This window comes from Desulfolithobacter dissulfuricans, assembly GCF_025998535.1.
In the GTDB taxonomy this organism is placed as follows: domain Bacteria; phylum Desulfobacterota; class Desulfobulbia; order Desulfobulbales; family Desulfobulbaceae; genus Desulfolithobacter; species Desulfolithobacter dissulfuricans.
Map to the genome: position 1 here is coordinate 896,510 of NZ_AP024233.1, position 26,400 is coordinate 922,909.

Genomic DNA, 26,400 nt, shown 5'->3' on the forward strand with positions numbered 1-26,400 from the left:
CCTTATGACCTGAGTGTTTTGTAATAATCCTTGAAGGCGGCTGTTTCCCGGTACAGAACTTCGTCCTGTACCTGCCGGCTCCCGGAGGTCCGGGTCGCCCGGGCCGGCCGGGATGCCGTCACCACGCCGGCGGCCACGGCCGAGCCGGCAAGCAGTGATTTGAGAAACGATCGTCTGGAATCATCCTGTCTCTGTTGCATACTTGATCCTCCTGTTTCAGGTTTGGACACGTCCACTGCGTCATCAACCCGTTGATATGGTTTGTCCGTTGTCCCGGTCACCTTACTCTGAATCGACAAGTGCCTGTGCCCTGTGTCGGCGTCTTGAGAAGAGGCGGAATTTCAGAGCCATGTCTTCGGACGACAGGTGGAATGAAGGACATCGGCCCCATCCAGCTGACATCAACTATCTCTCCTCCCGGTTTTCAGCCGGGGTTTCGCCCTTGTCCAGGAGCCCTTTCTCCAGGATCAGGTATCCCCTGAGAAAATCGCCGCAGGCCGTATAGAACGGAGCCTGGCCGGTTGCCTGCAGCGCCCCGGTAAAGCCCTGGCACAGGGGATCGAGGAAGCGGTGCAGCAGGGTGGCCTGGTACAAAGCGGTATCGCGTTCTTTTTTTGTCTGTTCCTCTATAAGGGTAGCCAGGGCATCGAGCATGAGGACCAGGGAATCTTCCGGCTCCTTGACCGACTCGTCCTTGACAATACCGGCGCGTTGAAGGAAATCACGGTAATCCACCAGGCTGGGACCAAAGCTGCGCCCGTCCACGTAGTAGGACATCACTGTATTGATCTGGTCTTCACTGGTTGGATCGATGAACAGATGATAGTACTCATCCTGGATCTCCTTGAGGGTCTTCTCTTCGAGCAGTTCCCCCAGCCTCCGGACCGCCTGGTCAAAAGCCGGATTGATCACATCGCCGGCCAGGGCCGAGACGATGCCCCGCCAGCGGCTCATACGTTCGGCATCCGGTTCATCAATGAAAAAAGATTTGATCAGATCCAGGAACCGCAGCCGGATCCGCCCCAGTTCCCTGTCGGTTACGTCTGTCATTGATTTCCCTGTTCGTAGAGTTTTATCACTCGGCAGTCTTCACAGTATTCCAGCAGGTTGTTGTCTTCCAGCAGGTCCCGGGATCGGAGCACAGCCATGACCTTCATAAAGCTTTTCCGGGTGCCGAAGACCTTGCCGCAAAGGCTGCAGGTGAGTGGTTCAGCCCTGGTCAGTTCTTCGGGCTGGAAAAAGTCAGGTTTCAGGCCCAGCCCGGGTGATGCGGAAAGCGCTTTTTCCGGACAGACCTGCACGCAAGCGTTGCACTGGACACAGAGGGCTGGAAGATGATTGAGGGTAAAGCTGCCGCTGTCAGCACTCAGGGCCTCGATATGGCACTCGCCCAGGCAGGCCAGGCAATGGGTGCACCGGTCCTGGTCGCAGGCAATCCGGCCGAAGCGGGCGAAGGGAGGTCCCTCAAGGATGGTGTCCAGCCCGTGTTCCGTAACCAGGAAGTACAGCAGGTCGGTCAGCTTATGTCGACGGTTGATGAAACCAGGGTTCCTGTACAGGCTGCAGCGGGCCGGAGCCGGCAGGTCCAGTCGGGCCGGCAGTTCAGCGGGCGAGGTGCATTGGATGAAAACAGGACTCTCCGGCAACTGGGCGGCTACATGGTTGGTGAGCTCGATCTGGTCCGCCAGGGACCTGACGGGACCTGTCCCGGGTCCAAGGAGCAGGATCCGGCCGGCACCGCGGGCCATGAGATAGAGAAAATGCATGGCGGTGAGCGCCTCAACCAGCGGGTATTCCAGGAAAAAAACTCCTTCCCATCGGCGGTTTCGGTTGTGCCACCAGAAGCTGTGCAGGTCCTGTTCGGGACCGATGACAACCGTGGTACCGGGCTGCAGTTCGATGGAGCCGAAGTACTCCACGAACTCCCGGTCGGGAAACCGCTGGTACTGCAGGGCGCCGGTGGGGCAGGCCGCCAGGCAATCGCCGCATTCCACGCAGAGGAGATGGTCGATATGAATGGTGTCTTCTTGCCTGGAGATGGCGCCGTGGCCGCAGGCCGCCATGCAGGCGTCACAGCCGCCGTCATGTTTCGCGCTGTACTGGCAGATCGACCGATCGAAACCAACCACTTCCTCCACCTGGGCGGCATAGATAGAGGCAAAGAGCCGGTCCAGCTCCTGTTCGGTGAAGATAGTGGCGGCCTTTTCAGGCCGGGAGATCCCGGTGCCTTCAAGGAGGAGAACCGCCGGTACCCTAAGTTCTCTCTGTTCTACCCCGTGGAGATCGATGGCCGCCTGGGGACAGACGGTGACGCATTGCCCGCAGAACGAGCAGCGATCAAGATCCAGAAAGAGACGTTCGGAGAGGCAATGCTCCGGGCAGACGGGACCGCATTCTCCGCAGTAGGTGCATTTCTGTGGATCGATCGGGTTTCTAACCCGGAAGGAGAGGTGATTCTCCCGGCCGATGCTACGCAGCTCCAGGTCGTCCACCGTGACAAAATCCGGATCGCTGCCCCGGGTCAGCAGGGGCTCGATCTCCAGGACCCCGCCGTATCGATCAACAAAGTCGCGCAGTTTCGAGGCTTCAGGTGCGAGAACCGCCACCCTGGGATCCGGGTCCAGGGTATAGGAGCGGAAGGACTGGCTGCTTTGGCGGGTCAGTTCGGCCCGGGCCCGGGTGGTCATCTCGGCCTGGCTGTATTTTCCCAGGTCACCGTTGACCTGCAGGGTCGGCGACAGGGGAAAGGGAGAATCGGGATGGATTGCGGGAAAGCCGCCGGCCAGGAGAATGTCGCGCTCTTTGTTGCCGGGACAGGTAAAGGGGGTGCCTGGATATTGCGGCGCGGGAACCGTGGAAAAAACCGGATCTGCTCCCTTGCCATACTTCAGCAGGTATGCTGAATACTGTTTCATGTACGGTTCATCCTCTGGAAGAGACAGAAAACTGTGGAGCCCGGCCGGAAGATATCTGGCCTGCTGCCATGTTTCACGGGTTTATTATATCCTGTTACCAACAGATATATTATTAGTTAATGGCGCAAGGAAATAAATCAGGAGGAAGCTTTTTTTGCTGTAGGTTCAAGACTGATTTATTTGTAGGGTTTTTACCTACAGGGTGGAATCGTTGGGGCCGAGCGATTCCTGCTCGGCCCATAGGACGGCACGGCGGGTCAGCTCGGTACCGTTTTTCAGGCCCAGTTTTTGCTTAATGCGATCTCGATAGGTACCGATGGTCTTGATGCCCAGGTTCATCTGCAGGGCGATCTCCCTGGTGGAGAGACCGCTGCCGATGAGGCGGAATACCTCCAGTTCCCGGTCGGTGAGCAGGTCCACCGTGGACGTTCCCTGGTCCCTGGAACCCTGGTGCATCCTGTCCAGCAGAACAGAGACCATACCGGGACTGACATGGATCTGGCCCTTGCGGATATTGCGCAGGGCGCAGATAACCGATTCGGAGGCCTCCTTTTTCATGATATAGCCGCGGGCGCCGGCCCGGAGGGCCCTCTCCGCCCAGACCGTTTCGTCGTGCATGGACAGGACCAGAATCGCTATGTCGCGGCCGGAGCTGCGGATCTCCCTGATCAGCTCCAGGCCGTTGTCATCGGCCAGGGTGATGTCGATGATGGCCATGTCCACTTCCTGCTCGGCCAGCGCCCTGCGGGCCTCTTCCATGTCCGCCGCCAGTCCGCAGACCACGAAATCGTCTTCCTGGTTGAGCAGCTCGCGCATGCCCATGCGGAAAATGGGATGGTCATCGACAATGAGAACCTTTGTTTTCACTTGAACACCTTTCCCTCAAGGGTTACCATCGTGCCCCCGGTCGGGCCGGGCTCGATGTTCAGGCTGGCTCCGATGGCCTTGGCCCGGTACTGCATGGTGTGCAACCCCATGCCTTTTTTGCTGTCCTTTTCCGCAAAACCTTTCCCGTTATCGATGATGCGCACCGACAGGTGGAGATGTTCGCGTCGGACGATGATCTCGATCTTCTCCGGACGGCCATGCCGGGCGGCGTTGAACATGGCCTCGCGGATGATGTAGTATACATGGGAAGCCTGGTTGGTGGCAACTTCTTCCACCTGCGGATCAATGGAGAGGCTGCACCGGACCGGGAAGAGCTGTTCCAGCTCCACCACCAGTTCTTCGATGGCCGCCTTGAGGCCATACTCTCTGATATGGACAGGGTAGAGCCCCCGGGAGAGACGACGGGTTTTTTCGATGGCCTCCCGGATCAGCTCCCGGATGGCGCCGAGTTGTTCGGCCTCGGCCGGGACCTCTTTTTCCAGCTTCTGCTGCAGGACCTTGCTCAGAAGTTCCACCCCGCTCAGGTGGGAGCCTAGATCATCGTGCAGGTCGCGGCCGATCCTGCTCCGTTCCTCCTCGCTGATGGCGATCACCTGTCTCTCCAGGATGGCTCGCTCCTTTTCCGAACAGATCTTCAGGACATGGAGCCACATGCCCTCCAGCAGCATGGTCATCTGCCGGATGTCGGAGTTGTCGTAGTCGCGACTGCTGTCGCAGACCCCGGCCACCAGGACCACTCTGGAGTCGTTGCTGATCGGCACGTCCAGACGACGACGCACCGGTCGGCTGTAGGGATAGGCCGGGAAACGGTTGGTCTGGGCCGTGGTATTGAGAATGAATGGCTTTTTCTTCAGCACGCAGGTGCCTATCAGGTCGCCTTCTTCAACGGACCTGGGAGCGGCGTTATCATCCGGTCCCAGGCCGAACTGCCCGGTATGGATGGTGACCCGGGAGCACAGGGTCGCATGGGTCTGGGTGTTGTTGACCAGGGCGATGTAGCCGGAGGCAGAGCCGGTGATCTGGACAATGCGGTGGAGAACAAAATCATACTTGTCCCGGATATCATGGCCCTCCATCATCCCGAGCTGGAGCAGGGTGTCGAGCCGCAGTTCGTCCCTCCGGAGGATGCGTTCCTTCTGGATCCGGTCGTCCACCATGGTGTTGGCCAGCCGGGCCAGGTCTTCGAACTCGGCAAAGGCCAGATCCTGGTCCCGGATCTTGACCTGGTTGTCGGCTGCCTTGCGGAAGAAGTCGGTGAACAGGCTGATACCGTGCTTGATTTTGCTTGAATGATAGTAGGCCAGGCCCAGAAGAAAGAGGACCGCCACGGCAAAAAGGCCGATGAAGATGAAGACGTTTTTAAAGGAAATCGTCACATAGGTGCGGGTTTCCTCGGTAATGGCCTTTTCCATGGATGCCATGGACATGTCGGTGGCCAGGATCCAGTTCCAGTCCGGATAGGCCTGGACATAACTGAGCCGCTGGCCGCTCTTTCTGGAACCTCCCTGGTTCATCTGGTAGTGGATATAATGTTCCCCCTCCGGTTTCAGGGCGGCCTCCAGCATGGCCCGGCCATAGGGTGTTCCCTGGCTGCCGACCAGATCGGTGATGGATCGGCCGATGAATTTTTTCTCCGGATGACTGATAATGGTCCCGTCGAAGCGGAAGCAGAGGATGAACCCGTCTTCGTCAAAGCGTATGTCCTGGATGGTGGAGAGGATATCCTCCTGGAGGAGGTGTTCCATGGCCTCGTTGGATACGGCGGCGCCGATGTACCAGTCGAACGGAGCGAAATACTTGACAAAGAGAATGCCGGGAAAACTTCTGTCCCCCACATCTTCTTTCATGAACCGGTAGCGGTAGATCCCGGCACCCTTGTCCCGGAGAATCCTGATGATTTCCGGAGGCAGCGAGCGGCCTTGCCCGTCTGGAAGCCGCCCGATCTTTAACCCTTCAAGAAAAGGGTTGTCGGCAAAGAGGTCAATGGTACCCTCCTCGAGGCGGCCGGCGAAATAGGAGCCCCGGCCGTTGTTCCAGCGGATGGGGCGGAGGATTTCGGCCACCATGGCCCGCAGCTCGGGAGTATTCTTTTCCTCCCGGTACATGCGGTAGATGTGCGAGGCGATGGTGTAGGCGGTACGGACCTTCTCCCGGAGCTCGTTTTCAACCCGCATGTCGGCCTGGGAGCGGCGGTGCACGATGAACCCCAGCATGTTGTCCATCTCTTCCCGTACCCGGGCCTGGTACAGCTCCCGGTAGGTGTGGCGGATATTGGCGATGCTTTCCCGGTAGGTCTGATACTCGTTGATTATCCAGAAGATGCCGATAAAAAAGGCCAGGGCCAGAATGACCAGGAGCGAGGCCCGGAAGGGGGCATAGGAGAGGGAGGGACGCCGTCTCGTTGCGGGCATATCTTTCCCCTTCATCGCCTCTCTCCGTCCTGTACCTTCTGGATCGCCGGATAGATGGTGGTCAGGTAAATGGACTCCATGCCCTGGTGGTCGGTCGGGCCAAAATCCAGCACCACGCCACCGAGATCGAAGCGGCCGATCTTTTCCATGGTGTCGATGAATTTTTCCCGGGTGAGTTCACCGGGTACGGCCCTGGCAATGGCGGCAAAAAGTTTGCCGGCAATGTAGCCTTCCAGGGTAATGAAGCCGATGGGGTAGTCCCGCTGGTACTTGTGCATGGCGTTGCGGTATTGGCGGATAAGGGGAATCCGGATGTCCCAGGGGTAGGGTACCACCTGGGAGACGATCACCTGGTCGCCATGGGGTCCCAGGACCTGTTTGAGGCTTTCGGTGCCGACAAAGGAGATGTTTGCAAATATCCGCGCGCTCTTGTTCCTGGCTTTGCTCAGCTTGATGAATTCAGCGCAGGCCGCGTACGTCCCCACCAGAATCACGGCCTCGGGCTCTGCCCGGTATATTTCCCGCAGCCCGCCCATGACCGCGATGGTGTTTCTCTCGTAACTGCCCCGGGACACCAGTTCCATCCCGCGGCGCCTGAGGGCCTGTTCGATACCCTTGAGGCCGTCAAAGCCGTAGGAGTCGTTCTGGTAGAAGCAGGCGATCCGGCTGATCTTTTTCTGGTCCGTGAGGTAGGAGACCAGTTTTTCCATCTCCTGGTAGTAGCTGGCCCGGACATTGATCACGTAGCGGCGAAACGGGGTCCGCAGAAGCTCCGCTCCGGTGAAGGGGGCGAAGAAGGGGATCCGGTACTGCTCGACGATGGGGATCACCGCCTTGGAAGTGGGGGTGCCCACTTCGCCGATGAGGAGGAAGACCTGATCGCTCTGGATCAGCTCCAGGGTGTTGCGGATGGCCCGGTCCGGTTCATACCCGTCGTCGCGGCTGAGGAGGACGATATTCCGGCCCCTGATACCGCCTTCGTCGTTGATCTCGGCCAGGGCGGCCTGGAGCCCGGCCCGCATCTCCAGGCCCAGGTTCTTGGCCGGTCCACTGAGCGCGCAGGACTGGCCAAGAACCAGCGGCGGAAGGGAGTCGCCGGTCCGGGCCATGGCCATGGTGGCAAGGCTTAGAAAAAGGAGGCCCGCTAGCAGCCAGGCGCGGTAGTGGCGCGCCCTTTTTCCCGGTGCCTTTTTCTGGTTCAAAACGGTATGCCACATGGTTTCAGGATGTCCTGTTCCGTTGCCCATTGTCAGCTGGCCGAGGATGGGGTGCTGTGCTTTCCAGACTGGAATGCAAAATTTCGCATGGCAAACTTGTACCAGATTTGTTTTCCTCCCACTACCCAAAATACCCGGACGGTGGACTGATTCATGATACTCCGGATGGGCCCGGCAAAAGCGTAGCCTTCCGGCTTGTTATTTGGCCCGATTTGTTGTTGATTGGAGCCGGGACCCATGGAGCCGCACAGGGACAGGGAGGATGTTTTGGTGTATGTGCAGTCAGATATCAGCTGTCGGGATGGAGATCGGTGTCTGATCGGTCTGGAGCAGGCCCGCAGCATGATTTTGGAGATCCCCTTTCTGGAGCAGGAGAAGGTGGCCCTTGACCGGGCCTGTGGCCGTATAGCGGCCCGGGACATCCGGGCGACGTCGGATTGCCCTTCTCTTGATGCCTCACTCAAGGACGGGTATGCTGTCTTTTCTCCGGACCTGGAAGGTGCGTCTAAGTCCAGCCCGGTGGCCCTTGAGATCTCCGGGACGGTCACGGCCGGCCAGGGAGATGGGGATGTTTTGCTGCATCCGGGGCATGCCGTGCGGATCATGACCGGTTCGGTCCTGCCCCGGGGAGCCACCGCGGTCCTGGCCGCGGAATTTGCCCGGGAAGAAGAAAATGGGCGCCGGGTGATCGCTCTGCGTGATGCCGGACCCGGGCGCAATATCCTGGCCCGGGGCAGCGATGTCCGGGCCGGCACAGTGCTTGCCCGGGCCGGTACCCGTCTTTCTCCGGCCGGGGTCGGCCTGCTGGCCGCCGGTGGGGTTGCCTGCCTTGATGTGGTCAGGAGACCGCGGGTGGTGATCGTGGCCACCGGCAGTGAGCTGGTTGCGCCCGGTCAGCCCATCGGTCCGGGCCAGGTGGCGGCCAGCAACATGGTAACACTGGCGGCGGAACTGGAGAGGATCGGGATCCAGGCCGAAACCGTCATCATCCGGGACAACCTGGAGCAGCTCGCCCGGGAACTCCATCCCTTGATGGAACGTTTTGACGTGGTTTTGACCTGCGGCGGGGTCCTGGACGGGGATAAGGATTTTACTCTGGAGGCCATGGACCGCCTGGGGGTAGAGATGCGGTTTCGCCGGGTCCGGGTGGGGCCCGGCAAGGGAGTGTGCATGGGTTGGCGCCGGGAGACCCTGGTCTTCAACCTGCCCGGCGGCCCGCCATCCAACCATGTGGCCTTTCTGCTCCTGGCCCTGCCGGGGATTCTGCGGCGGGGCGGTGTGCAGGATCCTTTTGCCAGTCGGATCCATGCCGCTGCCAGTGGTTGGTTGCGCGGCCAGGAGGGGTGGACCCAGGTCATTTACGGCCGGTTGCGGGAAAAAAATGGACAGCTTGTGGCCAGTCCCCTTTTGGGAATGAGCCGGTTGCAGGCCATGGCAGTGGCGAATTGCCTTATTGAAATACCTGAACAGAAAGCGGCCCTGGAGGCCGGAGAGATAACAACAGTATGGAAGATCGTGTAACGCTTGTTCAGAACACAACAGTGGTGACCCCGGATGGCCGGGAAGACCGTGAAGAATGCCTGGCCATTGAGGTGCCGTACAAGGTGGCGCTCAATGATCGGGAAATCGGGGCCTCCATGGTGCTGGAGACAGGGCTTGAGGAATTCGGAGCCGGATTTCTTTTCGGGCAGGGCTATATTACCGCGCCAGGCCAGGTGCGGGAGGTGCTGGTCTGTCCCGAGGGACGTATCTCCGTGTATGCGGACGTGGATGATGATGCTGAGCCAAAGGAGGTTATTGTGACATCCGGTTGTGGGGGTACCGGCAAGATTTCCCGGGAAATGCTGGAGGGCGCTTTTGATCCGCTTCAGGAGTACTCGATTACCTTTGACGAGATCCGCCGGTTTATCCGCCAGGTGCTTCACGCTTCACCACTGGGTCAGGCCACCCATTGTGTGCATGGGTGCGGGTTCTGGGCCGATGGGAAACTGCAGGGTTTTTACGAGGATGTGGGGCGCCATAATGCCGTAGACAAGGTGATTGGCGCCATTTTGCTGGGGAAATTCAGTGCCCGGGGTGCCATCTACACCACCGGTCGGCTGACCTCGGACATGGTGCTCAAATGCGCCCGGATAGGGATTCCCATCATCATGTCACGCACGGCCCCCTCTTCCCTGGGTCTTGCCATTGCCCGGCGGGCCGGGGTGACCCTTGCCGCCTATGCCCGTCCGGAACGGGTCAATATCTTCAACGAATCCTTCCGAATCATAACCGACTGACCCCCGCCTTTTCCGGTTTCGCCCGGTAGCTTTCAGCCCGCTTTTTTCCTCTTCGTTCCTTCGTGTCTTGGCCGGAGGACCTTCCTCGCGGCTCATGCTGTCATTTTAAGTTAATACTGGTTAATTAAAGATTGAAAAAGAGATAGTGCTCTTGTATATGGAGAAAATGTTATCCCTGGATGACCTGTGGTCCAGGGCCGTTGGTTTTGAAGCATCATACATTCGTTTACGGGGGAGAAGCATGGTAGCGGAAGGGGAAAAGGTCTTTCTCAGTACCAGAGAGGTGGCTGAGTTGCTCGATGTCAACGAAAAGGTCGTCTACACCCTGATCGCGGAAAAGGGGCTGCCGGCCACCAAGGTGACCGGTAAGTGGCTTTTTCCCCGGCATCTGGTCACCGCCTGGATAGAAACCAGTGTCCAGAACCGTCCCCTGGAGGGAGCCGGGGTCCTGGACGAGAACCTCCTGGTTATCGCCGGCAGTAACGACCCCCTGCTGGAGCGTCTTGTCAGCCAGTACAACGCTCAGTTCCAGGAAACTCTGGCTGTCTTTGGTTCGGTGGGCAGCCTTGGAGGGTTGCGGGCCCTGGATCAGGGACTGTGCCGGATCGGTTGCGCCCATCTCATGCACAGTGACGAGTCGGGCTACAACTTCGCCTACCTGGACCGGCAGATGACCGGTCCCCGGCCGGTGGTGGTTAACTTCTGCTACCGGGAACAGGGACTTCTGGTGGCCCCCGGAAATCCGAAAAAGATTACCGGGATCCCCTCCCTGGCCGGGGGAGAACTGGTCATGGTCAACCGCGGCCCGAGCACCGGAACCCGGGTGCTTTTCGATCATGAGCTTAAAAAACATGGTCTCAGGGGCGAGCAGATACCTGGTTACGGAGTCGAACTGGGGACCCACCTGGCCGTGGGCCTCGAGGTCCTGGCCGGGCGGGCGGATGTGGGCCCGGGTATCCGTACGGTGGCTACCCTGCTCGGGCTGGATTTCGTTTCCCTGCGCTGGGAACGGTTTGATCTGCTCATTTCCAAGAAGCGGTTTTTTGACCGGCCGGTGCAGCGGTTTCTCGGCTTGCTGCAGGAGGAATCTTTTCACGAGATTGCCCGCACCCTGGATGGCTATGACCTGAAATCCAGCGGCAAGATGGTCTATCCCGACTCAGACTGAGACGGTTCGAGCCCCTGTACCATCACCTGCCGGGGGCGCTGGAGACCCCGGGTTACTATCACATGTGAGGAGTGAAAAAATGTTTTGGCAGAAACTGTTGTTCCCTGTTGTGCTGGCTCTGGTTCTGATTTCTTCGCCCGTTCAGGCCGGAGAAATCCTGATGATGGCCACGACCACCAGTACCGACAATACCGGGCTGCTTGATTATCTTGCGCCGGTGTTTGAAAAGGACACGGGTATCACCCTTCGCTGGGTGGCCGTGGGAACCGGCAAGGCCCTGCAGCTTGGGCGGAACTGCGATGTGGATATTTTGTTTGTCCATGCACCGGCCGCGGAAAAAAAGTTTGTAAAAAACGGTTTTGGTACAAATCGCCAGCAGGTAATGTATAATGATTTCGTGATTATCGGGCCTGTCGAGGATCCGGCTGGAATCAAGGGGCTGACACCGAACGCTGCCTTGAAGAAAATAGAGAAAAAGCAGGCCCTGTTTCTGAGCCGGGGTGACAATTCAGGAACCAACAAGAAAGAACGTGCTCTCTGGAAGCAGGCCCTGGGATGGGTTCCGGAAAAGCAGCAGTGGTACCTCCAGACCGGTCAGGGAATGCTGTCCACGATCAATATGGCGGCTGAAAAGAAGGGGTACACACTGACCGACAGGGGAACCTGGATAAAATACATGGCCCAGAAGGGCGAAGCGAATCAGCTCATGATCGTGGTTGAGGGTGATTCCGGCCTGTTCAATCAGTACAGCGTGATTACGATCAACAAGGACTGTCCCAAGGTGCAGACTGCACTTGCAGACCGTTTCACCCGGTGGGTTACGAGTGAGAAAATACAGCAATTGATCAAGGACTTCAGGCTGTTGGGGCAACCTCTGTTTATTCCCAGCGCAAAATAATGCTGCTTCCCCGGCCTGGGTGACAGCACATGGATTCATGAGGAAAATCCCGTTTTCCGCCCTGGCGGGAAACGGGATTTTCATGAAAACCCATTATGCTGCCAACCGATAACCGATAACCGATAACCGATAACCGATAACCGATAACTGATAATCGTCAACTGATAACGTGACACTCTTTACAGAAGGTTTTGTTCGGGCACTCCAGCTCCTTGCATCCGGTGATCCGGGAGTGTACTCGGCCATCGGTGCCACGGTTACGGTTTCTACCTGGTCACTGGCGGCAAGCCTGGTCATTGGCGTGCCGGCTGGTTTCATGCTGGGGTACTGCCGGTTTCCGGGCAAGCGTATTGTCCGAACCATTGTGGATACCCTGCTTGCCCTGCCCACGGTGTTCATAGGCCTTGTGGTGTATACCCTGCTCTCCAGAAGCGGCCCCCTTGGGGAGCTGAACCTGCTTTTCAGTCTGAGCGGTATTGCCATTGGCCAGACCGTGCTCGGCCTTCCCATAATTATTGCCCTGACTGCTTCCCAGGTGGAAACACTGGATCAGCGGTTGTACAGTACGCTGATCGGCCTGGGAGCCCGGCCCGCTCAGGTGCTGCTGGCCACCGTGCTCGAGGCCCGGTTTGGACTGCTCGCAGCAGCAGTTACAGCCTATGGCCGTATTCTGACCGAGGTCGGCATCTCCATGATGGTGGGCGGTAATATCAAGTACCATACCCGCACCATTACCACTGCCATTGCCCTGGAGACCGGCAAGGGCGAATTTATAACCGGTATTGCCCTGGGGCTGGTTCTGCTGGCCATTGCCCTGGTGGTGAACGGTTCGCTTTCGGTGTTGAAAAAACGGTGGCCTGTATGAGCGCGCTGTATCGTTTACAGAATGTTCGCCAGTCCTATGATGGCCGCACAGTCCTGGCGATTGACGATCTTGAATTACCGGAAAATGGTATTATCGGCTTTTTCGGTCCCAACGGCAGCGGCAAGTCAACCCTGTTCAGCCTGCTGTCGCTTGTTTCCCGGCCATGTTCCGGAAAAATACTTTTCAGGGGACTGGATACGGAAAAGCTGCAACCGGAGCAGAGGCGCTGCATAACTATTCTGCCCCAGGAGCCGTACCTTCTTAAACGAACAGTGTTTGACAATGTGGCGTATGGTCTGAAGATACGCGATATTCGGGATGGGCTGGAAAAGAAGGTGCACGAAGCCCTTTCCTGGGTCGGTCTTCCCGCGTCATTTGCCGGTCGAAAATGGTACCAGCTTTCCGGAGGGGAGGTGCAGCGGGTGGCGCTTGCCGGCAGGTTGATCCTGCGTCCCGAAGTGCTGATTCTTGATGAACCCACTGCCAGCGTGGATATCGGTTCTGCGCAACGGATCCGGGAGGCTGTTTTTCTGGCCAGAAAACAGTGGCAGACCACCCTGCTGATCGCCAGTCATGATCAGGGGTGGCTTGATCAGGTCAGTAATTACCGGGTCGGCCTTTTCCAGGGAAGGGTGGTCAACCACGGTGCGGTAAATTTCCTGTTCGGGCCGTGGCAGGAAAACGGCGCGGATCAGATGGTAAAAAAATTTCCTGACGGCCAGATACTCGTGCTTCCCGGGCCGGCGGACAAAAACAGAAATGTTTCCGTTGCCATGCTGGATCCGGCAAAGATCAGCATCTGTTGCAGCGGTATGAATTCTCCAGCCGGAAAGCTCGGTCTTTCCGGCATGGTCAGTACGGTGCGCCGGCAGCGTCACCGGGAGGAACTGCTCGTGGATGTGATGGTGAGCGGATTCCTTTTTCAGGTATGTCTGCCGGCCCATGATGTGAAAACGCGGCAGCTGTGGCCGGGCACCGCAGTCATGCTCGATTTTTCCCCGGATGGAGTCCGCTGGCTCTAGAATCTGTCTCAGGAGAGGCCGGGCATTTTGCGGAATCTTTCCAGCAGGGCAAGAGCGTCTTTTTCCGTCGGAGGATCCGGGATCGGCTCCATCATGCCAAGACCCTCACTTTTTTCATGCCACTCCTCCGCGTCCATGGATGTGATCATGGTCGTGTTCATCATGGCACTTATGCCAAGGAGTTCCATGACCAGTTCAAGGGGTTTTTTGTTTTTGTCCCGGATTTCCTGGTCAATGATGACAAGATGCGGGGTATGCTCCCGGACCGTGTGCAACGCGTCGTCCCCGGAATCGATCTGTTTCAGTGTGATGTCCGGAGCCGATGCAAGGGCGGCGGTAAAGTCGCCGAGTTCTTCTTTTCGTGGTGAGACAAGTAAAAGAGTATACATACTGATTTCCTGTTGTGATTCCCGTAAATCAAGGTGATGAGGCACTGGGGCACGTTGAGAGGAGGAATTGCGCGCCTTTTGTGCCTCGAACCTTGAATTTCTTGATTACTCCAGCTCTGGCGCAACTTCAAACTAAGCTGCGTGATTGACGTTGTGCGAGCAGCAGCGGCCTATGCGGGGCTGTCCGGTGTCGATGACTGGCACAGTAATCAACCGGCAGAAAAAGGAATGGAGGAATGGTGGAGGTTGATTTTAAGATTACCATTCTGATCTTTAAAATAACCGAATGTATATTCGACCTTCACCTCATTTCCGCTGGTTTCGGTAAAGTAATAATTCTCCATGGCTACAGCATAGCCGTCATGAATGTAAATCCCTTTGTTATCAAACCGTACCTTGATCCATGGATGAAGAGCAAAGCCGTTGTCTTCCTGATACTTGTCATTGCCGCCAACAAAGTAGGAAAGAGCACCTTCTTTTGTCAGACGAAATTGCTCCACGCCAGCCTTGGTGGGCTTGAAGAGAACCGGGCCATCTTCAAAAGCATATAACGTGTCGAGATGGTTTTCTGCGGCTTCAATGTAGTCGCCGCCATCGGTAAATATCTTGCCAATGGCTACAATGCCTGCCCCCCATTTCTCTTGTGCCAATTGTATTTCATCAGTTGTAATTGTCATATTTTTTACCATGATTAACACTCCTGTGACACCTGTGAATCTTGTGCCATCTTTTTGCGCATGGCCTCGGCTATGGCCTCGCCCAGGGTGTTGACGGCAAGGCGGGCACAATGCATGTGGTCATCGGGCAGGGTCCAGAGGACATTTTTAATATCTTCAGGCTCAATCTGCAGAGCCTGGTCCAGGGTTTTGTGTTTTGCCAGTTCTCCAGCCACGCTGGCGCAGGCCCTGGTAAAGACACATCCTTCCGGGAGGACACGAATATCATCAATGGTGTTGTCGCTCACCTTCAGGTCGATGCGCATGGCATCGCCGCATGATCCGACCAGGCGGCTGGAACCGTCCGGATCGTCAAGAGTGCCAAGGTTTCGTGGTTTGTTGGCATGCGTTAAAAACGCCTGGCCAAGTTCTTCTATTGCTGTTTCATCGTGGTTTGACATGGTACGGCAGTTTATTTCCAAATGAATAGTATGCCGGAAACACACAGTGAACCTTGATTGAATGGTCTGGATGTTTCCGGCGCGCTGCAGATAGAGACCGGTAATTACCGACCGCCGCCACCGCAGGTGAACTCCTGGGTAAACTGCTGCAACTGGCCGGCAATAAATGCTTCAACCGCGGCGCCGACCGTAGGCGCGTTGCCGGCATAGTACACATCAATACCTACCTGGTTAAAACCCATGAGCGGGCGCATGCCCATGCCACTGGCAAGCAGTATCTTGACGCCGTTGTCGGCAAGATACTGAACCGGTGCCATGCAGCCGCCCTGCTGATGCGGTACGCTGGGCAGGGTGCGGACTTCCTTTACCTGCCCGTCGGCGACCTCCACGACAGTGTACAGGTCGCAGTGGCCAAAGTGGGCGCCAAAAGCGGCTTCCAGGCCGCCGGGATGGGTTGAGGGGATGCCAATAAGCATTGTCGTGTTCTCCTTGTCTGGTTGTAATGGGGTTTGTTTATCCGGCAAGCTCCTCTATTCTGGTCCATGCCTGTCGGATCTCTCTGCCGATTTCTGTTTCGCCAAGTTCGGTGACCGCGCGTTCCTGGACCATGGCCTCAGTGATCACCGGATCGTGCGGCAGCCTGGCCAGGAGGGGATAGTTTCTCTCTCGGCAATACTGTTCTATCATGGCCGCCTCATCCGGGTTGAGGTCTGCCTTGTTGATAATGACGCCTGACCGGATGCGGAAATGATCGCAGAGCGAGGCCACTCGCTCCAGATCGTGGCGGCCGGATGGCGTCGGTTCGGTAACAAGGACCGCAAAATTCGCTCCGGACAGGGAGCTGATGACCGGGCAGCCGATTCCCGGGGCTCCGTCACTGAGGATGAGGTCAATATTGTTTTCCCGGGCCAGTTTTTTGGCTTCATTTTTAAGAAGAGCCACCAGGCGGCCGGAATTTTCTTCACCGGGAAAAAGCTGTGCATGCACCATGGTGCCGAACCGTGTGGTGGAGACGTACCATGTGCCGCAATGTTTTTCCGGGAATTCAATGGTTTGTTCCGGGCAGAAGGAGACACAGACCTTGCAGCCTTCGCACCGGATCGGATCGACGGTAAACCTGTCGTTCTCCTGCCGGATCGCATTGTAACGACACATTTGCGCGCAGGTTCCGCACCCGGTGCATCCATCCTGATTTATCCGCGCCTCGTTACCGGCGTAAAAAGCGACCTCCTGTTCGTGACAAGGCTGCAGAAGAAGATGCAGGTCAGGCGCATCAACGTCCAGGTCGCAGATGATCTTGTTGTCTGCAAGGTGGGAAAACGCCGCAGTAAGAGAGGTTTTTCCTGTGCCCCCCTTGCCGCTGATGATCAGTATTTCACGCATGGGACACCTCCTTTCCGGAGTCAGCGGCCAGGTCGCGGATTTTTTCACGGAGCGAGACAAAAACAGTGCCAAGTTCGTCCGAAACTCCGGCTATTACCCGGCCACGCGAATACGCCTCGGCAATGGAGCGGTCAAAGGGAATTTCAGCCAGTATCGGAATGTTTTTTTTCTTGCAGAAATCATAGATGTCGCGGGTCCCGAGTCCGGCCCGGTTGATGACAACTCCCATGGGTTTTCCCAATGGTGAAAAGGATTCCCAGGCCAGCTTGAAATCGTGAAAGCCAAACGGTGTGGCATCGGTGACCAACACAATGACATCGCTGTCTATGACCGAGCAGATAGCAGGGCAGCTCACCCCTGGAGGCGCATCAATGATGACATCCTGATTTGTCTCCAGCAGGGTTTGCTGCATCTGTTTTTTAACCTGCTCCATAAAGGGCGGGCTCATTGCCTCACCTATGCGCAGGGTGCCCATGAGAAAATCAATTTTTCCAGCCCGGCCCTGACGGATTTCACCCAGTTCCCGTCTGCCTGCCTGCAATGCATTCTCCCTGCATACAGCAATACAGCCACCGCAACCGTGGCACATGTCCGGGTACAGGGTCAGCGTGGAAAGCATCATGGAGATGGCCTTGAACTGACACAACTCCACGCAGTTTCCGCACCCGGTGCATTTTTCCGCGTCCAGTTCCGGAACCTCCATCCAAGCCTTGGCCGGCGAACCCAGTTCGGGCCACAGAAAAAGATGCAGATTCGGCTCCTCGACATCAAGATCCACCACCTGCAGCGGAGCATCCCATACGGTGGCAAGGGAGGCGGTGACCGTGGTTTTGCCGGTGCCGCCCTTGCCGCTGGCAACAGTAATAATCATGATTTTACCCCCGCTGTAACACAGCGGTTACGTGTTTCACTCAATTGTGGGTTTCAGGTTTGTTGCTACCGGTTCGGTTTGTCTGCAAAGGGAATTTCCCCTTTTTGAAATTTCTCGATCGCCTCGCGTACGGTCATGTTGTCGCAATCCTGCCCCACCTTGATGCCCGCTGTCGCAAGGGCCTGGAAGGCCTTGGGGCCGACATAGCCGCTGAGCACAACTTCTGCACCAGCTTTGGCCACGTTTTCAGCGGTCTGGATGCCAGCACCCTGACTCATGGTCTGGCTTGCGCCGTTGTCAATGTACCGGGCCTCCATGGTTTCCAGGTCCATAACGAGAAATCCCCCGGCGCGGCCAAACCGGGGATCAACCTGGTCGTCAAGGGTAGGGTCTTCACTGGTTACGGCTATCTTTTTCACTGTATTTTCTCCCGTGTGTACAGATATAGGTTTGTTTTTCTGGTATCGGCCTGGATATCAGGCTCGCATTTCATCATGAAATTACCGCCCTCGATACGAATGGCCATGCCTTCGGTAATCGCCTGCGAAACAACCCGGCTGGCCTCTGCCAGGATCCGGCCAAAGGTGTGAGGGGACACATTCATCTGGCGGGCAGCGGTATTGAGATCCAGTCCTTCCGTGTCGGCCAGGCGCAGGGCTTCTACCCCTTCAATGGGCAGATAGACCTCGGTCAGCTCCCTGAGCGGGATACCGCGCGGTTTGAAATAACGGACCCTTGGCATCCGGGCCACCAGTCGGCATTTTTTAGGGCGTGGCATGTCAATTCCCCTATATTTTGCTCATGCGAGCAAAACAATATGGCGTGGGCCTGTTTCTGTCAACCGGAAAATGAACCAGGGCCGCAGGAAAAAATCCGCGGCCCTGGTGGAAGATCAGATTACCTTCTGCCCATCATGCGGCCCCTGTTACCACCACCGCTGCCTCTTCCCTTTTTCCGGCCGCCTCTTCCCATGCCGCAGCCACGGTTGTTGCCCTGGCCAATGCTGCCGGCTTCAGGCATGTCGTTCCTTCCGGTTCCGGCAGCGCATTGGCCGGCTCCTCTTCCAGTTCCGGGTCCCTGTCCCTGTGGGCCTGTTCCATTCATTCCAGGCATGATACACCTCCTGTGCTGTTGGTTGTGCCTCTGAGAGGCATGGTAAATTATCCGTGTCGTTTCTGTTTCCCGCATCTCTGCCTGCCATGGCCGCAGAAGTCGTCATTTTCAGAGCCAACAAGATGATAGTTGCCTCCTTCAATGCGGATCGCCCAGCCGTTTGCCAGCGCCCTTGCCACAATGCTTCTTGCTTCGGCGAGGATTCGGCACAGCGTTGGTGTGGAGACGTCCATCATCCGCGCTGCTTCCTCGCGGCTTACGCCTTCGGCGTCAACCAGCCGCAATGCCTCAAATCCTTCCAGCGGAAGCGTAACTCCCTTTAAACTGTGCAGGGCAACGCCCCTGGGTTTGTAGAATGTGGATACCGGCATGTGCCGGATACGGCGATGTTTTCTCGGTCGAATCATTCTGTCTCCTTGTTATGAAACATATTTCATAATTGACAATAGGTATCCAATCGGCACAAGTCAAGAAAAAGGGGTGGAGAGTATGATTTTATCGCCAGCTGAGAAAAAGAGGAGCCGGCCAGTACATCCCTCTGGCAGGCCGTAGGTATATTTACCTATGCCATTTCCGGTATTTTTTCCTATTTATTTCCATAACTCAGCGAGATAATATGAAATTGATTGACGAAAAGTTACTTGTCAAAAAAGTGTTTCAGCATTGGAGGTGGCATTATGGCATTAATAAAATGGAGAGATTCGTATTCTGTCGGTGTTGAGCAGTTTGACCGGCAGCATGTTAAGCTTGTCGAGTTAATCAATGAGATATTTATGATGGTGCTCCACAAAAAGAGTGTTGCCTCTCTTCATGATTCCATCGAAACACTCATTGAATATACCCAGGTCCATTTTGCAGATGAAGAGGCAGCCATGGAAAAAGCCGGTTACCCTTTATTAGGCGCACATAAACAGGAACATGCCCAGTTGGAACAGGAGGTTCTCATGTTTTATGACCGGGTAAAAAATGGGGAGGAGGTTGTCACCGAGTTCTATCAATTTTTAAGGGAATGGTTGCTCAACCACATCGTTGAGTCCGATATGAAGTATGCTGAATATCTTGCCCACTAATAAATGTTGGTATAAACAGTCAGAAAGAAGGTGGATCAAGAAAGCGGGATGATAGTGGGGCGACAGGCATATGCATGCCGTGTGCCATGAAATGGGTGTAATGAAATATCATGATGCACGGTTCTACCGGTTTCCGGGACAGAAATGAACCGGGCCTGTCGGCGCCCGATGCATGGAATTGATTGACATGGCAGTATGATTTCTGTTTTCATGTCTGGCTGTCATGCAAAACCGTTCCTTATCTTTAATCAAACCATTTTCAGAGTGATAATCCATGGGCGCAACCCCGTCTAAAAATTTCTTTGAACGTTTTCTCCACTCGCAGAGTGCAAGTTCTGTTGTCCTCATTTTTGCTACCCTGACCGCGGTCATCTGGGCCAATTCTCCCTGGGCCGATATCTACCAGAAGTTGAGCCATCTCGATATCGGCACCTATTTCAACGGCAAACAGTACCATCTTTCCCTGGATCACTGGGTCAAGGACGGGCTGATGGCCATCTTCTTCTTTGTAGTCGGTCTGGAAATCAAGCGGGAGATTCTGACCGGCGAACTTTCCTGCCTGAAAAAAGCCATGCTGCCGGTGATGGCAGCCTTTGGCGGCGCCGTGGTTCCGGCCCTGGTCTATTTTGCCTTTAATCCCGGCGGACCCGAGGCCAGCGGCTGGGGTGTGCCCATGGCCACCGATATCGCCTTTGCCCTGGGGCTGCTGGCCCTGTTTGGCAGACGGGTACCCATTACCCTGAAGGTCTTCCTCACAGCCTTGGCCATTGTCGACGATCTGATGGCGGTCCTGGTCATTGCCCTGTTTTACACCGAGCAGATCAACTTCCTGCCGCTGGTCATCGCCCTTTTTCTGCTGGCCATCCTGGCCCCCATTGTCCGAAACCGGATTCGCCGACCGGTCTGCACTTTCCTGATCATCGTCGGGGTCTGGCTCTGTGTCTTTCTCTCGGGAATCCATGCCACCATTGCCGGCGTTATCCTGGCCATGGTGGTGCCGGTGAAGGCGACCATCGAGCCGAAAAAGTTTTTCCAGACCCTGAAAAAGTACAACGGCCTGCTCAAAGAGAGCAAGATGACCAGGCACTCCATGATCACGGACCGGGAACAGCGTAAGGCCATTGAGCAGATCTATCTGGCTGCCGAGGGGATGATCCCGGTCGGGATCCGCCTGGAGGAAATGCTCCATCCCATCCAGGCCTTTCTCATTCTGCCGATCTTTGCCCTGTTTGCCGCCGGGGTCACCGTTGATGCCGGTATGCTGGCCGCCTTTCCCAGCAGCGTCAGCCTGGGGATCATGACCGGGCTGATTCTCGGTAAGCCGCTCGGCATCATGGGTTTCAGCTTCCTGGTCGTCAAGATGAACATGAGCTCTCTTCCTTCGCGGGTGACCTGGGGGCAGCTCTGGGGCGTTTCCCTGCTTGGCGGTATCGGTTTTACCATGGCCATTTTCATCAGCGAGCTTGCCTTTGCCGATGCGGCCATGGTCGCCGATGCAAAAATCGCCATCTTCCTGGCCTCGATTCTGGCCGCCATTCTTGGTTTTCTTGTCCTGAGCAGGACGCTGCCCAAAAAATAACCCCGCAAGGAACGTAAACCAGCATGACTGGACCAGGTAAGCGACCGAAGGGAGACTCCGGGTAAGCGACCGAAGGGAGACTCCGGGTTCCGGCACTGTCCACCCACAACAGACCATGAAAATCATCCTGTAATTACAAAATGTTGTGGTGACCTTCGGGCAAAGAGTCAACCGGCGAGCTCTTCTATTTTTTTCCATGCCAGCCTGATCTGGTCCCCGATTTCCGAGTCGCCGGGTTCGGTGATTGCCCGTGCCCTGACCATGGCCTCGGTAATCACCGGATCATGGGGCAATTTTGCCAGAAGCGGATAGCTTTTCTCCCGGTAATACAGTTCTATGCCTTTCGTCTCATCAGGATTGAGACCAGCCTTGTTGATGATGACTCAGGCCCGGATTCGGAAATGATCGCAGAGGGTAGCCACCCGTTCCAGGTCATGGCGCGCGGCCCGACGGAGTAGGTTCTATGACCAGGACAGCAAAATGCGCCCCGGAAAGGGAACTGATTACAGGGCAGCCGATTTCCGGTGCCGCCCTTGCCGCTGACGACAGTAATAAGCATAATTATTCTCCCGCCGTACATCAGGGTGTTCTGATTGTATGTATTTCCGCGGAATACGAAGACTCCCGTTCTCAGTTACCTGTTCGGCCTGTCGGCAATGGGGATTTCGCCTTTTTTAAATTTCTCGATCGCCTCGCGAACGGTCATGTTGTCGCAATCCTGTCCCACCTTGATACCCGCCGCGGTCAGTGCCTGGAAGGCCTTGGGGCCGATATAGCCACTGAGCACAACACCAGCCCCGGCCCGGGCCACGTTTTCGGCAGCCTGGATACCCGCACCCTGGCCCAGGGACTGGCTTGCGCCATTGTCAATGTAGTGGGTTTCCATGGTGTCCGGATCGACAAGGAGAAATCCCCCGGCGCGGCCAAATCGGGGATCAACCTGATCGTCAAGGGAAGGTCCTTCGCTGGATACGGCTATCTTTTGCATTGCTTTCTCTCCTTTCTGTGCAGATAATGTTTTTTTCCTGCTGTTGTCAGGCCGGCTGTCTGGCACGGTACTTTCGGTTTTCTGTTCATCTGCGGATTCGCCTTTTACTATGAAATCACCACCTTCGATACGAATGGCCATGCCTTCGGTAATCGCCTGGGAAACAACCCGGCGGGCCTGGGCCAGGATACGGCCAAGGGTGTGACGGGAGACATTCATCTGGCGGGCAGCGGTATTGAGATCCAGTCCTTCGGTGTCCACCAACCGCAGGGCCTCTGCCCCTTCAACGGGCAGATAGACCTCGGTCAGCTCCCTTAAGGGGATACCGCGCGGTTTGAAGTAGCGAACCCGGGGCATCCGGGCCACCTGTCTGCATTTTTTGGGGCGTGGCATTGTGTCTTCCTTTTATTTTGCTCAAATGCGCAAAAAAAAATATGGTGCGAAACTGGTCCTGTCAACCTGAAAAACAAAGGGGCCGCAGGAAGAAGTCATGCGGCCCCGGGGAGAGTTGCGCTGCTCTCCCTGTTTGGGTTGTTGAGGATGGTTATTTATCTGTTGCCTGAGCGGTTTCTGCTGCCACAGCCACAGTTCCTTCCTCTTTTCTGTCCGCGCCCTTTCATGCCGTGGCCGCATCTGTTATCCTGGCCTGTGCCGCCGGTTTCAGTCATGTTGTTTCTTCTGGCTCCGGCCGCGCACCGCCCGGCGCCTCTGCCGGTCTTTGGCCCTTGTCCTTCCGGGCCTGTCCCGTTCATTCCAGGCATGATACACCTCCTGTGTGTATATCTTTGCGGTTTTGCAGGTACCATTGTTTCCGGCAATGGAGCTGCTGTCTGTTATGTTTATGTGATGCTGTTTTTATCGTCTCTTTCTTCTGCGACAGTGAAATGGAGATTCGCAGGGTTCCTGGTGCTCCTGGTCAACTAACGTGTAGTCGCCGCCTTCGATGCGAAGGGCCCAGCCGTTGGCCAGTGCCCTTGCCACGATACTTCTGGCCTCGGCAAGGATCCTGCACAGGGTAGGAGTGGAGACATCCATCATCCGTGCTGCTTCCTCGCGGCTCACCCCTTCGGCGTCAACCAGCCGTAGCGCCTCAAATCCTTCCAGCGGCAGTGTAACCCCTTTCATGTCATGCAGGGCAATTCCCCGGGGTTTGTAAAATGTCGACGCCGGCATGCGCCGGATACATCGATTTTTTCTCGGGCGAGCCATCGTTGCCTCCTGTTATGAAATATATTTCATATTTAACAATAGGTAGTCTTCGGGCGGGAGTCAATGAAAAAAATGATAGGTTGTGGAAAAATAGTATCTGGTTACCACTGAACCTCAGCCTGAAGAGAAGATACCAACGCTTGGCGCCACGGAGCCGGGCAGCAATAAAAACCGCCCGAACTTCTCGTTCCTCCGCTCCTGCGGTGAACGTTCCATCACCCCTGGTATCGCTCCAGCGGTACCCTGATGTACCTGGCAGGGATGGCCCATGGTTCGCAAGGTCCGCAGACAACCCTTGCCAAGACCAGTAGCTCCGACACCTGTTTCCGGCATCACCCCGCAGAGCGGGGCATTGCCTGCTGGGGGAGCAGGTATTTCTCGCCGGAAGAGAAGAGAAAAACTCAGGGTTGATTGGAAGAGGGGGATGACTCTTCCTGTGCAACCTGGTTGTTACTGGTCGGCAGTCTCAGAACAATAAAAACAGGAATGGAAAGCATGCCGATGACCAGGAGCTTAAAACAGGTCGACGTGAGCAGGATGGTGGAGATGGCGCCACTGCAGATAATGGCACCAAGCGCCAGGTGTTTCGATTTTTTCGGGATGGACCGCGAGATGTGCCACTGGCGAATCATTGGTCCGAATATGCGGTTAGTACATAACCAGGCATGGGCACGATCAGAGGACTTGGCAAAGCAGGCGGCCGCCAGGAGAACAAACGGCACTGTGGGCAACAAGGGCAGTACGACCCCTAAGACCCCAGGCCCAGTGAAACAAAACCGGTGGTCAGAAACAGTGGCTTGATAATCTTTCTGTCCCCCTGGCAGATGTTTTTGGCTCAGTGCCAGTTAGCACCTGTCCAGAAATGGTCTTTCCGAGTCTCGCAGGCTCGCTTACCTCGCCCGATCTCTGCGTCATCCTCAAAAAATAATGCTCGGAATATTACGCATATGCCTGCGCCTATTTTTTTTGAATTCCTTGATCTCGAACGAAAATCCTCATTTCTGGACAGACACCAGTTAGGTACTTTTCAGGGTAACCCTGTTCCCGGTTTCCTTGGTCGAATATCCGCCCATGGCTTCCACGGCCTGTTTGAACTCGCTCGTCGTGATGATCTCCAGTACCCGCCGGATCATTTCCAGGTTCAAAAATTCCTCGGGAATGATCAGGTCGTAGCGCTCTTCGGTGACCGGGATGAAATCAAGCCCTAATGCCCGGGCTGCCGCCAGAATGCCGAGCCCGGCATCGGCCTTGCCGGACAGCACGGCCACGGCCACGGCCATGTGGGTGTATTCCTCGGCGTCGTAGCCGGATATCACGTCCGGATCCAGATCCGCCTTTTCCAGTTCATGGTCCAGGAGCACCCTGGTGCCGGAGCCGGCCTGGCGGTTGATGAAGGTGATGTCTTCCCTGGTCAGGTCGTGAACCGACTCGATACCTTTGGGATTGCCTGGTCGGACCATGAAACCCTGCTGCCGGTGCACCAGAGTGATGAGCGCAACCTCGCGGTTTTTCAGGTACCGCTTGATATAGCTTACGTTGTACTCGCCGGTTTCCGGATCGAGCAGGTGGGATCCGGCCATGTGGGTCATGTTGTCGCGGATTGCCATGATTCCGCCCAGGGAACCGACATGGGTAGATGCCAGGGGATAGGCCGGGGTGGATTTTTTCAGGAAATCATGGAGCAGGTCGAGGCAGAGGTCATGGCTGCCGGTGCAGAGGATGGTTTTTTCGATCTGTTCCAGTGGTCTCAGCAGCTCAATATTGACCACGCTGCCACGGGTTTCGCCTTCCGACGAGGCGGGAATACGCAACATGGCATTGGCCCGGGTCAGGGTGGTGATGGCTCCGGCCCCTTTCTTGAGCGGCAGGGCCACCAGCTGTGCGCCGATCTTGCCGGCAATCATCCGCCGAAACTCCTCGATACCGCCCCTGGATGGCAGGTCTCTTGCCAGCACTGCCCTGGCCGTGATCGGATCCGGCAGGCTCAGGCCCTGCATCATGGCCAGCAGGGGCACAACAAACTGTTCAAAGGAAATGATGGCCGAGACCGGATACCCGGGATTGCCCACCACCGGCTTGCCGTCAATGACGCCCAGGATCGTGGGTTTGCCGGGCATGATGGTGACTCCGTGCACCAGCACCTCACCAAGCTCGTCGATAACCTGAACCGTGTAGTCGGCGCTGCCGGCCGATGAGCCTGCATTGATGATCACCACGTCAGCGTCGGATTCCACAGCAGAGCGAAGATGGTTTTTTATATTCTCGTAATCATCGGCAATGATTTTTGTCACTGTCACTTCGCTGCCAGCCTGTCTGGCCAGCGCGGCCAGGACCGCTGAATTGGATTCAATGGTTTTCCCTGGCGGCGGGGTATCCGTACAGTACTCGAGATCAACCAGCTCGGTGCCGGTGGGGATAATGGTGAGCCTGGGCCGTTTTCTAACCGTTACCTGCGGACAGCCCGCGGTGAGCAGGGCGGCAACGTCCGGCGGGGTAATGAGGTGGTTGCTGGGAAAGAGCAGCTCAGTGGCGACAATGTCTTCACCGACCTTGCGTACGTTCTGCCAGGGATACACCGGGGCCCGGATAACCCCCTGCTTCTGGTCATCGGTGAGCAGGACATGTTCGATCATGACCACCGCGTCCTTACCCTCGGGCATGGGATGTCCGGTATTGATGAAAACCGCCTGGCCAGACTCGATGTCCAGAGTGATCGGGTTGTCGTCCGCGGCGCCAAAGGTGTCCTCGGCCTTGACGGCCAGCCCGTCCATGGCTGCGGAATGGAAGGAAGGTGAGGAGAGCCGGGCGCTTACCGCCGCCGCAGTCACCCGTCCGGCAGCCTCCCGGCTGGGTATGGTTTCCTCTCCGGTAGCATAGTCTTTGAATCGTGACCAAAAGAGACGCTGCGCCTCTTCAAGGGGCTGCATGTTGAGATATATTTTTCGTTTCATGGCGTTTTCTATGAAAGTCGCGTCCCGCCTTTCTGGGGGCGACACTTTTCATGTTTCGTTGTGCAGG

Annotated in this window: 30 protein-coding genes; 8 read left to right on the forward strand and 22 right to left on the reverse strand. The window is 56.5% G+C overall.

The annotated features are described in order from the left end of the window. Positions 1-2: 2 nt before the first annotated feature. The 6 genes from GF1_RS03785 to GF1_RS03810 all read right to left on the reverse strand — a co-directional run bounded on the left by GF1_RS03785 (position 3) and on the right by GF1_RS03810 (position 7,431). Positions 3-200 carry a hypothetical protein gene (locus GF1_RS03785; RefSeq protein ID WP_267928285.1) on the reverse strand — a complete coding sequence of 66 codons (198 nt, stop codon included), beginning with the start codon at positions 198-200 and terminating at the stop codon, positions 3-5. 205 nt (positions 201-405) lie between these two features. Then, positions 406-1,050 carry a TorD/DmsD family molecular chaperone gene (locus GF1_RS03790; protein WP_267928286.1) on the reverse strand — a complete coding sequence of 215 codons (645 nt, stop codon included), beginning with the start codon at positions 1,048-1,050 and terminating at the stop codon, positions 406-408. Continuing rightward, entirely contained in the window at positions 1,047-2,915 is a 1,869-nt protein-coding gene (locus GF1_RS03795; RefSeq protein ID WP_267928287.1) for a 4Fe-4S binding protein, read from the reverse strand. The genes GF1_RS03790 and GF1_RS03795 overlap by 4 nt, the downstream gene beginning before the upstream one ends. 195 nt (positions 2,916-3,110) lie before the next feature. Then, positions 3,111-3,782, reverse strand: a complete 672-nt coding sequence (locus GF1_RS03800; protein ID WP_267928288.1) for a response regulator transcription factor — start codon at positions 3,780-3,782, stop codon at positions 3,111-3,113. Then, positions 3,779-6,229, reverse strand: coding sequence for a cache domain-containing protein (locus GF1_RS03805; RefSeq protein WP_267928289.1), 2,451 nt, complete (start codon positions 6,227-6,229; stop codon positions 3,779-3,781). Before GF1_RS03805 ends, GF1_RS03800 begins: the two co-directional genes overlap by 4 nt. Beyond that, a complete protein-coding gene (locus tag GF1_RS03810; RefSeq protein ID WP_267928290.1) occupies positions 6,226-7,431 on the reverse strand; it encodes an ABC transporter substrate-binding protein in 1,206 nt (401 codons plus the stop codon). The genes GF1_RS03805 and GF1_RS03810 overlap by 4 nt, the downstream gene beginning before the upstream one ends. 237 nt (positions 7,432-7,668) lie before the next feature. Between GF1_RS03810 and GF1_RS03815 the strand changes: the two genes are divergently transcribed. The 6 genes from GF1_RS03815 to GF1_RS03840 all read left to right on the forward strand — a co-directional run bounded on the left by GF1_RS03815 (position 7,669) and on the right by GF1_RS03840 (position 13,663). After that, positions 7,669-8,952, forward strand: a complete 1,284-nt coding sequence (locus GF1_RS03815) for a molybdopterin molybdotransferase MoeA (protein WP_267928291.1) — start codon at positions 7,669-7,671, stop codon at positions 8,950-8,952. Beyond that, positions 8,937-9,710: a formate dehydrogenase accessory sulfurtransferase FdhD gene (fdhD, locus tag GF1_RS03820; protein ID WP_267928292.1), complete on the forward strand. Its 774-nt coding sequence runs from the start codon at positions 8,937-8,939 to the stop codon at positions 9,708-9,710. The genes GF1_RS03815 and fdhD overlap by 16 nt, the downstream gene beginning before the upstream one ends. 157 nt (positions 9,711-9,867) lie before the next feature. Continuing rightward, on the forward strand, positions 9,868-10,878 hold the full coding sequence (locus GF1_RS03825) for a substrate-binding domain-containing protein (protein WP_267928293.1): 1,011 nt from the start codon (positions 9,868-9,870) through the stop codon (positions 10,876-10,878). A gap of 79 nt (positions 10,879-10,957) precedes the next feature. Next, entirely contained in the window at positions 10,958-11,776 is an 819-nt protein-coding gene (locus GF1_RS03830) for an ABC transporter substrate-binding protein (RefSeq protein WP_267928294.1), read from the forward strand. Positions 11,777-11,945: 169 nt separating this feature from the next. After that, positions 11,946-12,641 (forward strand): ABC transporter permease, encoded by a 696-nt coding sequence (locus GF1_RS03835; RefSeq protein ID WP_267928296.1) that lies wholly within the window; start codon positions 11,946-11,948, stop codon positions 12,639-12,641. Beyond that, positions 12,638-13,663: an energy-coupling factor ABC transporter ATP-binding protein gene (locus GF1_RS03840; protein WP_267928297.1), complete on the forward strand. Its 1,026-nt coding sequence runs from the start codon at positions 12,638-12,640 to the stop codon at positions 13,661-13,663. The genes GF1_RS03835 and GF1_RS03840 overlap by 4 nt, the downstream gene beginning before the upstream one ends. An 8-nt stretch (positions 13,664-13,671) precedes the next feature. Here the strand turns inward: GF1_RS03840 and GF1_RS03845 are convergent, their stop codons facing one another. The 10 genes from GF1_RS03845 to GF1_RS03890 form a co-directional block, all read right to left on the reverse strand. Continuing rightward, complete coding sequence (locus tag GF1_RS03845) at positions 13,672-14,052, reverse strand: hypothetical protein (RefSeq protein ID WP_267928298.1); 381 nt, start codon at positions 14,050-14,052, stop codon at positions 13,672-13,674. A 209-nt stretch (positions 14,053-14,261) separates the two neighbouring features. Next, positions 14,262-14,741 carry a metal-independent carbonic anhydrase family protein gene (locus GF1_RS03850; RefSeq protein ID WP_267928299.1) on the reverse strand — a complete coding sequence of 160 codons (480 nt, stop codon included), beginning with the start codon at positions 14,739-14,741 and terminating at the stop codon, positions 14,262-14,264. A 2-nt stretch (positions 14,742-14,743) separates the two neighbouring features. Next, positions 14,744-15,169, reverse strand: a complete 426-nt coding sequence (locus tag GF1_RS03855) for an iron-sulfur cluster assembly scaffold protein (RefSeq protein WP_267928300.1) — start codon at positions 15,167-15,169, stop codon at positions 14,744-14,746. Between the two features lie 104 nt (positions 15,170-15,273). Next, positions 15,274-15,645 (reverse strand): NifB/NifX family molybdenum-iron cluster-binding protein, encoded by a 372-nt coding sequence (locus GF1_RS03860; protein WP_267928301.1) that lies wholly within the window; start codon positions 15,643-15,645, stop codon positions 15,274-15,276. Between the two features lie 37 nt (positions 15,646-15,682). After that, a complete protein-coding gene (locus GF1_RS03865) occupies positions 15,683-16,552 on the reverse strand; it encodes an ATP-binding protein (protein WP_267928304.1) in 870 nt (289 codons plus the stop codon). After that, positions 16,545-17,423, reverse strand: a complete 879-nt coding sequence (locus tag GF1_RS03870; RefSeq protein ID WP_267928305.1) for an ATP-binding protein — start codon at positions 17,421-17,423, stop codon at positions 16,545-16,547. The genes GF1_RS03865 and GF1_RS03870 overlap by 8 nt, the downstream gene beginning before the upstream one ends. Before the next feature lie 65 nt (positions 17,424-17,488). Continuing rightward, entirely contained in the window at positions 17,489-17,842 is a 354-nt protein-coding gene (locus tag GF1_RS03875) for a NifB/NifX family molybdenum-iron cluster-binding protein (protein WP_267928306.1), read from the reverse strand. Next, on the reverse strand, positions 17,839-18,201 hold the full coding sequence (locus GF1_RS03880; RefSeq protein ID WP_267928307.1) for a DUF134 domain-containing protein: 363 nt from the start codon (positions 18,199-18,201) through the stop codon (positions 17,839-17,841). The genes GF1_RS03875 and GF1_RS03880 overlap by 4 nt, the downstream gene beginning before the upstream one ends. Positions 18,202-18,334: 133 nt before the next feature. Further along, positions 18,335-18,523, reverse strand: a complete 189-nt coding sequence (locus GF1_RS03885) for a hypothetical protein (protein ID WP_326491592.1) — start codon at positions 18,521-18,523, stop codon at positions 18,335-18,337. Between the two features lie 60 nt (positions 18,524-18,583). Then, a complete protein-coding gene (locus GF1_RS03890) occupies positions 18,584-18,943 on the reverse strand; it encodes a DUF134 domain-containing protein (RefSeq protein WP_267928308.1) in 360 nt (119 codons plus the stop codon). 270 nt (positions 18,944-19,213) lie between these two features. On the opposite strand from GF1_RS03890, the gene GF1_RS03895 reads away from it, so the two are divergent. Together GF1_RS03895 and nhaA are read left to right on the forward strand one after the other, a co-directional pair. After that, positions 19,214-19,606: a bacteriohemerythrin gene (locus GF1_RS03895; RefSeq protein WP_267928309.1), complete on the forward strand. Its 393-nt coding sequence runs from the start codon at positions 19,214-19,216 to the stop codon at positions 19,604-19,606. Positions 19,607-19,880: 274 nt separating this feature from the next. Beyond that, positions 19,881-21,185, forward strand: a complete 1,305-nt coding sequence (nhaA, locus tag GF1_RS03900; protein WP_267928310.1) for a Na+/H+ antiporter NhaA — start codon at positions 19,881-19,883, stop codon at positions 21,183-21,185. A 167-nt stretch (positions 21,186-21,352) separates the two neighbouring features. On the opposite strand, the gene GF1_RS03905 is transcribed toward nhaA, so the two are convergent. From GF1_RS03905 to GF1_RS03925, 6 genes are all read right to left on the reverse strand, one after another. Further along, positions 21,353-21,478, reverse strand: a complete 126-nt coding sequence (locus GF1_RS03905; RefSeq protein ID WP_267928311.1) for a hypothetical protein — start codon at positions 21,476-21,478, stop codon at positions 21,353-21,355. Between the two features lie 341 nt (positions 21,479-21,819). Beyond that, positions 21,820-22,566, reverse strand: a complete 747-nt coding sequence (locus GF1_RS03910) for a NifB/NifX family molybdenum-iron cluster-binding protein (RefSeq protein ID WP_267928312.1) — start codon at positions 22,564-22,566, stop codon at positions 21,820-21,822. Positions 22,567-22,721: 155 nt separating this feature from the next. Next, complete coding sequence (locus tag GF1_RS16375; protein ID WP_353740423.1) at positions 22,722-22,979, reverse strand: DUF5320 domain-containing protein; 258 nt, start codon at positions 22,977-22,979, stop codon at positions 22,722-22,724. A gap of 49 nt (positions 22,980-23,028) precedes the next feature. Continuing rightward, positions 23,029-23,382 (reverse strand): DUF134 domain-containing protein, encoded by a 354-nt coding sequence (locus tag GF1_RS03915; protein WP_267928313.1) that lies wholly within the window; start codon positions 23,380-23,382, stop codon positions 23,029-23,031. A 401-nt stretch (positions 23,383-23,783) separates the two neighbouring features. Next, entirely contained in the window at positions 23,784-24,227 is a 444-nt protein-coding gene (locus GF1_RS03920) for a YbaN family protein (RefSeq protein WP_326491616.1), read from the reverse strand. 171 nt (positions 24,228-24,398) lie between these two features. Beyond that, positions 24,399-26,333 carry a molybdopterin biosynthesis protein gene (locus tag GF1_RS03925; protein ID WP_267928314.1) on the reverse strand — a complete coding sequence of 645 codons (1,935 nt, stop codon included), beginning with the start codon at positions 26,331-26,333 and terminating at the stop codon, positions 24,399-24,401. Positions 26,334-26,400: the final 67 nt, after the last annotated feature.